At 65.5% G+C, this 11,168-nt stretch carries 13 protein-coding genes; all 13 read left to right on the forward strand.

Annotated features, from left to right (window positions below):
- Position 1: 1 nt before the first annotated feature.
- Positions 2 to 742 (forward strand): 30S ribosomal protein S5, encoded by a 741-nt coding sequence (gene rpsE / locus ACTJKY_RS06475; protein ID WP_121074322.1) that lies wholly within the window; start codon positions 2 to 4, stop codon positions 740 to 742.
- Between the two features lie 6 nt (positions 743 to 748).
- On the forward strand, positions 749 to 928 hold the full coding sequence (gene rpmD, locus ACTJKY_RS06480; RefSeq protein WP_019369689.1) for a 50S ribosomal protein L30: 180 nt from the start codon (positions 749 to 751) through the stop codon (positions 926 to 928).
- Positions 929 to 1,083: 155 nt separating this feature from the next.
- Complete coding sequence (locus ACTJKY_RS06485) at positions 1,084 to 2,010, forward strand: DUF4238 domain-containing protein (RefSeq protein WP_440844909.1); 927 nt, start codon at positions 1,084 to 1,086, stop codon at positions 2,008 to 2,010.
- A 139-nt stretch (positions 2,011 to 2,149) separates the two neighbouring features.
- Complete coding sequence (gene rplO, locus ACTJKY_RS06490; protein ID WP_141988657.1) at positions 2,150 to 2,680, forward strand: 50S ribosomal protein L15; 531 nt, start codon at positions 2,150 to 2,152, stop codon at positions 2,678 to 2,680.
- A 319-nt stretch (positions 2,681 to 2,999) separates the two neighbouring features.
- Positions 3,000 to 4,361: a preprotein translocase subunit SecY gene (gene secY / locus ACTJKY_RS06495; protein ID WP_440844910.1), complete on the forward strand. Its 1,362-nt coding sequence runs from the start codon at positions 3,000 to 3,002 to the stop codon at positions 4,359 to 4,361.
- Positions 4,362 to 4,391: 30 nt separating this feature from the next.
- Entirely contained in the window at positions 4,392 to 5,045 is a 654-nt protein-coding gene (locus ACTJKY_RS06500) for an adenylate kinase (RefSeq protein ID WP_440844911.1), read from the forward strand.
- Positions 5,046 to 5,195: 150 nt separating this feature from the next.
- Entirely contained in the window at positions 5,196 to 5,450 is a 255-nt protein-coding gene (locus ACTJKY_RS06505) for a hypothetical protein (RefSeq protein WP_440844912.1), read from the forward strand.
- Between the two features lie 174 nt (positions 5,451 to 5,624).
- Positions 5,625 to 6,911, forward strand: a complete 1,287-nt coding sequence (locus ACTJKY_RS06510; RefSeq protein ID WP_440844913.1) for an MFS transporter — start codon at positions 5,625 to 5,627, stop codon at positions 6,909 to 6,911.
- On the forward strand, positions 6,908 to 8,161 hold the full coding sequence (locus ACTJKY_RS06515) for an arsenic transporter (RefSeq protein WP_440844914.1): 1,254 nt from the start codon (positions 6,908 to 6,910) through the stop codon (positions 8,159 to 8,161). Before ACTJKY_RS06510 ends, ACTJKY_RS06515 begins: the two co-directional genes overlap by 4 nt.
- A gap of 298 nt (positions 8,162 to 8,459) precedes the next feature.
- Positions 8,460 to 8,828, forward strand: coding sequence for a 30S ribosomal protein S13 (rpsM, locus tag ACTJKY_RS06520; protein ID WP_066719859.1), 369 nt, complete (start codon positions 8,460 to 8,462; stop codon positions 8,826 to 8,828).
- Between the two features lie 79 nt (positions 8,829 to 8,907).
- Positions 8,908 to 9,297, forward strand: coding sequence for a 30S ribosomal protein S11 (gene rpsK, locus ACTJKY_RS06525; protein WP_019368402.1), 390 nt, complete (start codon positions 8,908 to 8,910; stop codon positions 9,295 to 9,297).
- A 99-nt stretch (positions 9,298 to 9,396) separates the two neighbouring features.
- A complete protein-coding gene (locus tag ACTJKY_RS06530; RefSeq protein WP_168845183.1) occupies positions 9,397 to 10,464 on the forward strand; it encodes a DNA-directed RNA polymerase subunit alpha in 1,068 nt (355 codons plus the stop codon).
- A gap of 223 nt (positions 10,465 to 10,687) precedes the next feature.
- Positions 10,688 to 11,110, forward strand: coding sequence for a 50S ribosomal protein L17 (gene rplQ / locus ACTJKY_RS06535; RefSeq protein ID WP_141986529.1), 423 nt, complete (start codon positions 10,688 to 10,690; stop codon positions 11,108 to 11,110).
- The last annotated feature ends 58 nt before the right edge of the window (positions 11,111 to 11,168 follow it).

The following is an 11,168-nucleotide window of genomic DNA, read 5'->3' on the forward strand; positions in this document are numbered from 1 at the left end:
GATGGCCGATGAAATCAACACGACCGAAGCACCGGTCGAGGCGCAGGACGCCGGCCAGGCGGCACCCGACCAGCAGCAGCAGGGTCGTGGTTCGCGTGGCGGCCGTGGCCGTGGCGCTCCGGGCGGCGGCGGTGACAACCGCGGCCGTGGCGGTCGCGACGGCAACCGTGGTCGCCGTGACGATCGTCGCGGTGGTCCGCAGGACGACGGTGGTGAGGAGCTGATCGAAAAGCTCGTCCACATCAACCGCGTCTCGAAGACGGTGAAGGGCGGTAAGCGCTTCGGCTTCGCAGCGCTCGTCGTCGTCGGCGACGGCAAGGGCCGTGTCGGCTTCGGTCATGGCAAGGCGCGCGAAGTGCCGGAAGCCATCTCGAAGGCGACCGCTTCGGCGAAGAAGGCGATGATCCGCGTTCCGCTGAAGGAAGGCCGCACGCTGCACCACGACGGCAACGGCCACTTCGGCGCAGGCCGCGTGACCGTCCGTTCGGCGCCCCAGGGTACCGGCATCATCGCCGGCGGCCCGATGCGCGCGATCTTCGAATCGCTGGGCGTGGCCGACGTGGTGACCAAGTCGGTCGGCACTTCGAACCCGTACAACATGATCCGCGCCACGTTCGAGGCACTGGGTGAGCAGACTTCGCCGAAGTCGGTTGCGCAGCGCCGTGGCAAGAAGATCGCCGACCTGCTCGGCCGCGGTGGTTCGCAGACCGCCGAGGCGGACGCTGCGGCCGTTACGGAGTAATCGATCATGGCGAAGATCAAGATCAAGCAGATCGGCTCGCCGATCCGCCGCACCAAGGATCAGCGCGCAACGCTGATCGGCCTTGGCCTCAACAAGATGCACAAGGTTTCGGAGCTGGAAGACAGCCCCGAGGTCCGCGGCATGATCCGCAAGCTGCCGCACATGGTGGAAGTGATCGAGGGCTGAGCTTTCGGTTTGCTGACACAGCGACATTGGAAAAGGGCGGTGGGCAACCACCGCCCTTTTTCGTTTGCTTGCGGGCTTCTCCATAACCGTGCGACTTGCGAACTGAGCTGTCGAGTAGGATTGAGCGGTTGCGCGGATGGGATTACAGATAATGAATGCCTGACCCGAAGCGGCATCACTATCTGCCGGAATTTTATCAGAAATCTTGGATGGGGCCAGATAACAAAGTTACGGTCTTCCGCCGCGCCTATTCTGGAAAGCTTGATCCGCAGCGGAAAGCGCGGAAAGCAGTAGGTTGGGAACAAGATCTATACGCGGACTTAAATGAGGTTGACCCCGCACGGCGACAGCAGGTCGAGCGTGTGTTTATGAAGAAGGTTGACGATCTCGCGGCGGACGCGCTGTTTGAGATGCTCGCAACCGGGGCGCCGCCCATCCTTCAGGAAAGGGCGAATGGGTGGGCGAGGTTTCTAATGTCGCTCCTGCACCGTCATCCAACCCGAATTGCCGCTCTCAGGGCGATGGTCGACCTGCGGTCAGGTGAGGTGATGGCGAGATTCCAACAGAATTACGCTGATCTTAGGGAGGAGGGAGATCCCGAGACATTCGAAGAGTACGTAGTTAAGTCGTCAGGCCGCCTAGCAAGCGGGATGTTCGCGCAGTTCCTTCCGATGATCGTTGACTCGGAGCGGATTGGAAATGCGCTTCTGGATATGACTTGGACTGTGGGTGTTTATCGGGGTGCTAGATTCCGTTTCTTGACTAGCGATCGACCGCTGATGACTAGCGACGGCCTGGGTCATGGCGAGAGCTTTCTCATTCTACCGATTTCGCCGATTTCCTACTTTCTGGCTGCAAAAAGTAAGGGAATAGTCTCGACATTCAAATCCGCGCATCCTGAAAGCGTGATCAAAGCCGTGAATCACGCTGTCTGTATTCAGGCCGAGCATTTTGTCCTCGCCAGCAGCGAGGCGCAGGCGAGGTTTGTCGATAATAGGCTCGGTTTGGCTCAGCGGCACAAGATTGTCAGGGACGATAGGGGGCAGATATTTTGGAGTGATCCCCGGCCGTTCATCTCGTAGCAGTGAGGCGCTTCGCCTTTTGGCTGGGCTGGATAGCCGTCTCGTGCCCTCAAACAAGAGTCGACATTCCCCCCGCTCGCCGCTATGAGCCCGCGCTTCCCATCAACGCGCGACAAAAGCGAAAGCGAGTGCACACATCATGAAGCTGAACGAACTCAACGACAACCAGGGCGCCCGTCATCGCCGTATGCGCATCGGCCGTGGTATCGGTTCGGGCAAGGGCAAGACCGGCGGCCGCGGCGTCAAGGGTCAGAAGAGCCGCGAAGGCGTCTCGATCAAGGGCTTCGAAGGCGGCCAGATGCCGCTTCACATGCGTCTGCCGAAGCGTGGCTTCAACAACATCTTCGCCAAGGACTATGCCGAGGTGAACCTGGGCGAGATCCAGAAGGCTGTTGACGCCGGCAAGCTGACCGCGACCGACATCGATCACGCCGCGCTGAAGGCCGCTGGCCTCGCCCGTGGTGGCAAGGACGGCGTCCGTCTGCTCGGCAAGGGCGAACTGACCGCCAAGCTGAACTTCACCGTCGCCGGCGTCTCCGCCGGTGCGCGTGAGGCGGTCGAGAAGGCCGGTGGCTCGGTCACCGTGCCGGAGATCGTTCCGGCCGCCGACAAGCACAAGGCGAAGCACCGCACGGCCCAGGCCGCTGCCAAGGCCGCCAAGCAGGGCTGACGAAATGCGAAGGCGGGGCCCATGGCTCCGCCTTCCTTCGTGCTGGGCTTGGTGTGCGCGTCGCGAGCGACGCTTTTCCCAACGCTCGTCATCCCGGCGAAAGCCGGGATCCATTCGCCACTCCGTCATGGCAAGCACCGCACCGGTGACCCCAATGGATTCCGGCTTTCGCCGGAATGACGGCGGTTCGGGCGAAGGATGGGGCAACGGCCCGGTTTCTTTCCGTGCCCGCAGCCATTAGACAAGCCGCGCACAACCCCTATATGCGACTCCGCAGGGCGGGGGAGCGCCCGTCACTTATCCGGGACGAAGATACGAAATGGCATCCGCAGCCGACCAGCTGGCCTCCAGCATCAATCTGGCGAAGTTCAGCAAGGCCACCGACCTCAAGAAGCGCCTGTGGTTCACCCTCGGCGCGCTGATCGTCTTCCGCATGCTGAGCTATGTGCCGCTGCCGGGTATCGACCCGACGGCGCTCGGCCTGCTCGCGCAGCAGACGCAGGGCGGCGTGCTCGACTTCTTCAACAACTTCACCGGCGGCGCGCTGTCGCGCATGTCGATCGTGGCGATGGGCGTGATGCCCTACATCACCGCGTCGATCGTCGTGCAGCTGGCGACCTCGCTGTCGCCGCAGCTCAACGCGATCAAGAAGGAAGGCGAGAGCGGCCGCAAGCGGCTGAACCAGTACACCCGCTACGGGACCGTGCTGCTCACCTGCGTGCAGGGCTATTTCCTGGTGCAGGGCCTCGAGGCCGCCGGCGCCGCCAAGGGCCTGAGCCCGGTGGTCGAGCCCGGCCTGGCCTTCACCCTCACCGCGGTGGTCAGCCTCGTCGGCGGCACCATGTTCCTGATGTGGATCGGTGAGCAGATTACCAGCCGCGGCATCGGCAACGGCATCTCGCTGATCATCATGGCCGGCATCGTCGCCCGCCTGCCGGTCACGCTGGTCCAGCTGTTCGAGAGCGGCCGTTCGGGCTCGATCGATCCGCTGCGCCTGATCTTCGTGATCGTCGGCGTCGCGATCCTCGTGCTGTTCATCTGCTTCATGGAGCGCGCCCAGCGCCGCATCCTGATCCAGTATCCGAAGCGCCAGACCGCGCGCGGCGTCCAGGCTGAGCGCAGCCATCTGCCGCTCAAGCTCAACACTGCCGGCGTGATCCCTCCGATCTTCGCCTCGTCGCTGCTGCTGCTGCCGCTGACGATCACCCAGTTCGCCGGCCAGAACGCGGGCGATGGCTGGTGGGGCGACCTGATCAGCAACCTCAACATCTGGCTGCGCCACGGTTCGCCGATCTACATGTCGCTCTATGCGGCGGGCATCATCTTCTTCTCGTTCTTCTACACCGCGGTTGTCTTCAACCCGGAGGAAACCGCGGACAATCTGAAGCGCTATGGCGGCTTCGTCCCCGGCATCCGCCCGGGCAAGAACACCGAGCTGTATTTCGACTATGTGCTGACCCGCATCACCGTGATCGGTGCAGCCTATCTGACCATCATCTGCCTGGTCCCGGAATGGGCGTTCTCCGCGATGAGCATCCCGTTCCTGATGGGCGGCACTAGCCTTCTCATCGTGGTCAACGTAACCATGGACACGGTGACGCAGATCCAGTCGCACCTGCTGGCCCACCAGTATGGCGATCTGATCAAGAAGGCGAAGCTGAAGGGCGGCCGCGCGCGCTGATCGGCGCGGCGGCACTAGGGGAGGTACCTGTTGAATATCATCCTGTTGGGTCCGCCGGGGGCCGGTAAGGGCACCCAGGCGAAGCGTCTCGAGACCGAGCGCGGCATGGTGCAGCTGTCCACGGGCGACATGCTGCGCGCCGCGGTGAAGGCGGGGACGCCTACGGGCCTGAAGGCCAAGGCAGTGATGGAGGCGGGCGAGCTCGTCTCCGACGCAATCGTTTCGGGCATCATCGGCGAGCGGCTGGACATGGCCGACACCGAGAAGGGCGCGATCTTCGACGGCTATCCGCGCACCTATGCGCAGGCCGAATCGCTCGACGAACTGCTCAGCGCGCGGGGCCGCAAGCTCGATTATGTGATCGAGCTGCTGGTCAACGAAGAGGCGCTGGTCGACCGCGTCGAGGGCCGCTTCACCTGCGCCAAGTGCGGTGAGGGCTATCACGACAAGTACAAGCTGCCCAAGACGGACGGCGTGTGCGACGTGTGCGGCTCGACCGAGTTCAAGCGCCGCCCCGATGACAATGCCGAGACGGTGCGCACCCGCATGGCGGAATACCGCGCCAAGACGGCGCCGATCCTGCCCTTCTACGAGGAGAAAGGGCTGGTCCGGCGAGTCGACGGCATGGCCGATATCGACGAAGTCACCCGGCAGATCGCCGCGGTGCTCGACGGGCAAGGATAACGGGAAGGGCGGGGGAAACCCCGCCCTCTTTGATTCTGGGCGGGTGTCGATGGACGCCGTTGCTGCGCCTCCACCACGCGCGCAGGCGGCCGTTGCACCGGGCATTCCTGTGCCGCATATGCTATCCGCATCTCCTGGGAGGTGTGCCCGGTGTTCAGTGACCTGCTCAGCTATGCCGCAGTGATTGGCGGCGTAATCATTACGATCTTGATCGTGATGCGCGCGCCGCATCTGCCGTCCTTGGCCCGACAGGCGCTCGTCGGGTCGGCATTCGGCCTGTTCTTGGCAAGTCGATATGTGAGCGTCGATCACTCCGTCCACGCCGCCATTTTCGCCGTTGGTGTGGCGGGAATGATGGTGCTGGTGGCGGTGCGGCATCTGCGAGCGTTTCCGCCAGCCACCTAGCAACGCGACGGCCACGTTCTGCACTATGGGTACGGCTTCGGAGGGCGGTCTTTCGGACAGCTGGCAGCGGCGCAGAGGCAGCCGCTAACCTAAATCAGACCAGCCGCGGATATTTCAAACCTTTGCGCAGTTGGGCCCGCACGATCTTTGGAGGTGGTGCGGATGGCGACGGCAATGGCAGCTTCACCCGACGCCCCACGGGACGACGATCGCAGGCGCGCCACCCGCGCGCTCAAGGCGCTCAACTTCTTCATGGCGGACATGCAGGCGGGCATCGGGCCCTTTCTCGGCGTGTTCCTGCAGCAGCGGGGCTGGACCGCCGGGCCGATCGGCACGGTGATGACCGTGGGCGGCGTCGCCGGCATGGCGATGACGGTGCCCGCCGGCGCCTTCATCGATCATACCGAGAAGAAGCGGCTGGTGGTGATCGTCACCGGCATCTGCACGGTGCTCGCCTCGTTCCTGATCCTGCTGTCCCAGGCCGGTTGGGTGGTGACGGTGAGCCAGGTGGCGACCGCCATTGCCGGCGCGGCGATCGGCCCGGCAGTGGCCGGCATGACGCTGGGCGTGGTGCGGCAGGCGGGATTCAACGCGCAGAACGGCCACAACCAGGCGTGGAACCATGCCGGCAACATGGTCGGCGCAGGGCTGTCCGGATGGCTGGGCTGGAAGTTCGGCATGCCGGCGATCTTCTACCTGGCGGCGGTGTTCGGCGCGTTGGCGATCGCCTCGGTGCTGATGATCCCCGAGCGGGCGATCGACCATGCCGCGGCCCGCGGGCTCGAATCGCGCGAGGACGCGGATCAGGAAGACGGGGAGGCAGAGGGGCAGGCAGGCGGGCAGGCCGAAGGCTTCGCCGCGCTGCTGCATACCAAGCCGCTGTTGATCCTTGCGGCGGCGCTCGCCTGCTTCCACCTCGGCAACGGGGCGATGCTGCCGCTCTATGGCCTGGCGGTCGTCGGGGCGGGCAAGGGGGATGCGGCGCTGTTCACCGCGACCACGGTGGTGGTGGCGCAGGCGGTGATGATCCTCGCGTCGCTGCTCGCGATGCGGATGGCGGCGGGGCGGGGCTATTGGCTCGTGCTGCTGATCTCCTTCGCGTCGCTGCCGCTGCGCGGGCTGTTGGCCGGCAGCTTCATCGAACATTGGGGTGTCTGGCCGGTGCAGGCACTGGACGGCATCGGCGCCGGGCTGCAGAGCGTGGCGGTGCCGGGGCTGGTCGCCTGCATGCTGGACGGCACCGGACGGGTGAATGTGGGGCAGGGTGCGGTGATGACGGTACAGGGAATCGGCGCGTCGCTCAGTCCGGCGATCGGCGGCTGGCTGGCGCAGGCGATCGGCTACCGCGCGGCCTTCTACATTCTCGGCAGCTTCGCCCTGATCAGCCTGGCGCTCTGGATCGGCTTCGCCGCGATCCTTCGCCCTGCCTGTGCCGGCGTGCGCCCCACTGAGAACGCATGAGCGCTGCGACCATCGCCACCTGGGGGATCTGCGCCGCCGCCACGGCGGGCGTGATCCTTCGCCCCTTCCGCTGGCCCGAGGCGATCTGGGCGGTGCTGGGCGCCGCGCTGCTGCTGCTGCTCGGCCTGATGCCGTTCGCCGCGGCGGCGGGCGCGGTCGGCAAGGGGCTGGACGTCTATCTGTTCCTGATCGGCATGATGTTGCTGAGCGAGACGGCGCGCGAGCAGGGGCTGTTCGACTGGCTTGCCGCCGCCGCCGCCGCCCATGCCCGCGGATCGACCCTGCGGCTGTTCGCGCTGGTCTATGCGACCGGAATCATCACCACCACCTTCCTGTCGAACGATGCCACCGCGGTGGTGCTGACCCCGGCCGTCTATGCTGCCGCGCGCAAGGCCAAGGCCGATCCGCTGCCGATGCTGCTCGCCTGCGCGCTGGTCGCCAATGCCGCGAGCTTCGTGCTGCCGATCTCCAACCCCGCCAATCTGGTGCTGTACGGGGGCAAGATGCCGCCGCTCGGCCAATGGTTCGGCGCCTTCGCGCTGCCATCGCTCGCCGCGATCGCGGTGACGTTCCTCCTGCTGCGCTGGAGCGAGCGTGCCCGGCTCGCCGGCGCATGCGAAGCGGAGATCGCGCGCGAGCCACTGTCGAGCGGCGGCAAGGCGGCGCTGGCAGGAATCGCCGCCACCGCGATCGTGCTGCTGGTCGTCTCGGCGCTGGACCTGCCGCTGGGCCTGCCCACCTGCATCGCGGGCGCGGCGACGACGCTGCTGGTGTGCGCGCTGGCGCAGCGTTCGCCGCTGGTGCCGGCGCGGGCGGTTTCGTGGAGCGTGCTGCCGCTGGTCGCCGGGCTGTTCGTGCTGGTCGAGGCGCTGGACCGGACCGGCGTGATCGGCCTAGTCGCGCAGGGGCTGCGCGCCGCCGCGCAGGCATCCCCGGCGGCGGGGGCGGCTTCCGCCGGCACGATCCTCGCCTTCGCCTCCAACCTGATGAACAACCTCCCCGCCGGCCTGATCGCCAGCGAAGCGGTGGCGCAGGCCCATCCGCCCCGGCTGATCGTGGATGCCTTGCTGATCGGCGTGGACCTCGGTCCCAACCTGTCGATCACCGGGAGCCTGGCGACGATATTGTGGCTGCAGGCGATTCGCCGCGAGGGGGAGGAGATAGGCTTCTGGCGCTTCCTGCGCACCGGCGTGGTGACGATGGTGCCGGCGCTGACCGCAGCGCTGGCCGCGCGCCTGCTGCTCGGCTGAGGCCCGGCGGTGATTCCGGCGCTGCGCTTCCTCCCCAGAATTCCAGTGGCCGTGCGTCGCCGGGACGCTCGCCGCGCTTGGCGCGCCGGGAACCTTGCTATATAGAAAGGGTTCAGCTTTTTCCGGTCCCGCGGCGCTTGACAGTTCGCCTGCGGCCCCGTATCTCGCCCAACTTCCGGAACAGTAGATTACGGCGGCGCTCCGTGCGTGCGTCGTGCGGCTGCATTTCGGAGAGCAACGCTACGAGATGGGGCATCGCTGCCATGCAGTGCCCCGTGGAGCTGGGAGAATATATTTCATGGCACGTATTGCGGGTGTTAACATCCCGACCAACAAGCGCGTCGTTATCGCGCTGCAGTATATCCACGGCATTGGCGCGACCAAGGCCAAGGAACTGACCACGCAGCTCGGCATCGCGCCGGAGCGCCGCGTGCAGGACCTGAGCGATCAGGAAGTGCTGCAGATCCGCGAAGCGATCGACGCCGGTTACACCGTGGAAGGTGATCTTCGTCGCCAGGTGGCGATGAACATCAAGCGCCTGATGGACCTGGCCTGCTATCGCGGCCTGCGTCACCGCAAGGGCCTGCCGGTCCGTGGCCAGCGCACGCACACCAATGCGCGCACCCGCAAGGGCAAGGCCAAGCCGATCGCCGGCAAGAAGAAGTAAGCAGCGCTCTCCAGCGCGCTCTTCTTCCCCCGAGGCCTCGCGCCTCCAGGCACCAAGCTTCTAGGTCAGGAAATTCCAAATGGCACGTGAACCGCAGCGTATTCGCCGTCGCGAACGCAAGAACATCACCGCCGGCGTCGCGCATGTGAACGCCAGCTTCAACAACACCATGATCACCATCACCGACGCGCAGGGCAACGCGATCAGCTGGTCGTCGGCCGGCATGATGGGCTTCAAGGGCTCGCGCAAGTCGACCCCGTACGCAGCCCAGGTCGCCGCCGAAGACGCCGGCCGCAAGGCCGCCGAGCACGGCGTTCGCACCCTCGAAGTCGAAGTCAAGGGTCCGGGTTCGGGCCGTGAGTCGGCGCTCCGCGCGCTGCAGGCCGTCGGCTTCCAGATCACCTCGATCCGCGACGTGACGGCGATCCCCCATAACGGCGTGCGGCCGTCGAAGCGTCGCCGCGTCTGATACGTCCTGCTTGCACCGCGGGCCCTGAGGCGGGTCTGCGGTCTTGCAGTAAATACCTGGCGGGGAATGCCTCTTTCCCGCCCAACATGAGGAAAGCCCGTGTCGGTCAACGCTAAGAACTGGCAGGAACTCAAGAAGCCCAACGGCCTCGAGAAGAAGCCCGGTGGCGATCCCAAGCGGAAGTCGACGTTCGTCGCCGAGCCGCTGGAGCGGGGCTTCGGCCTCACCCTCGGCAACGCGCTGCGCCGCGTGCTGCTGTCGTCGCTGCAGGGCGCGGCAGTCACCTCGATCAAGATCGAGAATGTGCTGCACGAATTCTCGTCGCTCGCCGGGGTGCGCGAGGACGTGACCGACATCGTCCTCAACGTGAAGCAGATCGCGCTCAAGATGCAGGGCGAAGGCCCGAAGCGTCTCCAGCTGTCGGCCACCGGCCCGGCGGAAGTCAAGGCAGGCGACATCGCGGTTTCGGGCGACATCGAAGTGATGAACCCCGAGCTGGTGATCTGCCACCTCGATGACGGCGCGACCCTGAACATGGAACTGACCGCGGACGTGGGTAAGGGCTATGTGCCCGCTACCGCGAACCGTCCGGCCGACGCGCCGATCGGGCTGATCCCGGTCGATGCGCTGTTCAGCCCGGTCCGTCAGGTCTCCTACAAGGTCGAGAACACCCGCGTCGGCCAGGAGCTCGATTACGACAAGCTCACGCTGACCGTCGAGACCGACGGCACGGTGACCCCGGAGGACTCGCTGGCCTATGCCGCGCGGATCCTGCAGGACCAGCTGGCGCTGTTCGTCCACTTCGACGATTCGTCGATCACCCGGGCAGCCCCGGTCGGCATGGCGCCGGCAGCTGCTCCGGCGGAAGGTGCTGCGGGCGATGCCGCGCAGATCAACCGCTATCTGCTCAAGAAGGTCGACGAGCTGGAGCTTTCGGTCCGCTCGGCCAACTGCCTCAAGAACGACAACATCATCTATATCGGCGATCTGGTTCAGAAGACCGAAGCCGAGATGCTGCGCACGCCGAACTTCGGCCGCAAGTCGCTCAATGAGATCAAGGAAGTCCTCTCCAGCATGGGCCTGCGCCTGGGCATGGAAATCCCGGGCTGGCCGCCCGAGAACATCGAGGAAATGGCCAAGAAGCTCGAGCAGGAGATCATGGGCTGAGCCTCGCGTCCGGGATTAGCCTTGCTGATCCCGGGCTGATCGCGAGGCCCGGCCGGTGGGGCCGCAGGCTCCGACCGACGACGCGGCTTTGCCGCGGCGGCCATCAGGAAAGTTTGGCGCGAGCCTAAACTTCCTAAACTTAGGGTTTTGGGCGGTGGCCCTGATCGCACCGCCTGGTCTGGGGTTCCGTCGAACGGCCCCTTAACGAACGAAGGAAAGAATCATGCGCCATCGTGTAGGCGGTCGTAAGCTGCAGCGTACCTCGGCTCACCGTATTGCCCTGTTCCGCAACATGAGCGCCGCGCTCATCAAGCACGAGCAGATCACCACCACCGTCGCCAAGGCGAAGGAACTGCGCCCGTACGTCGAGAAGCTGATCACCCTCGCCAAGAAGGGTGGCCTGTCCAATCGTCGTCTGGCCCATTCGCGCCTGATGGACGACGCCCAGCTGGTGAAGCTGTTCGACGTGCTGGCAGCGCGCTACGCCGATCGCAACGGCGGCTATACCCGCATCATCAAGGCCGGCATCCGCGCCTCGGACGCGTCGCCGATGGCGATCATCGAGTTCGTCGATCGCGACGTCTCGGCCAAGGGCCAGGATTCGGGTCCGGTGATGTCGGACGAGGATTTCGACGAAGCCGCCTGATCGGCACGTCGTTCGAACCGAACAAGGGAAGGGCGGTCGCTGGTGCGGCCGCCCTTTT

The sequence above is a fragment of the Sphingomonas sp. 22176 genome (assembly GCF_052045505.1).
Taxonomy (GTDB): Bacteria; Pseudomonadota; Alphaproteobacteria; order Sphingomonadales; family Sphingomonadaceae; genus Sphingomonas.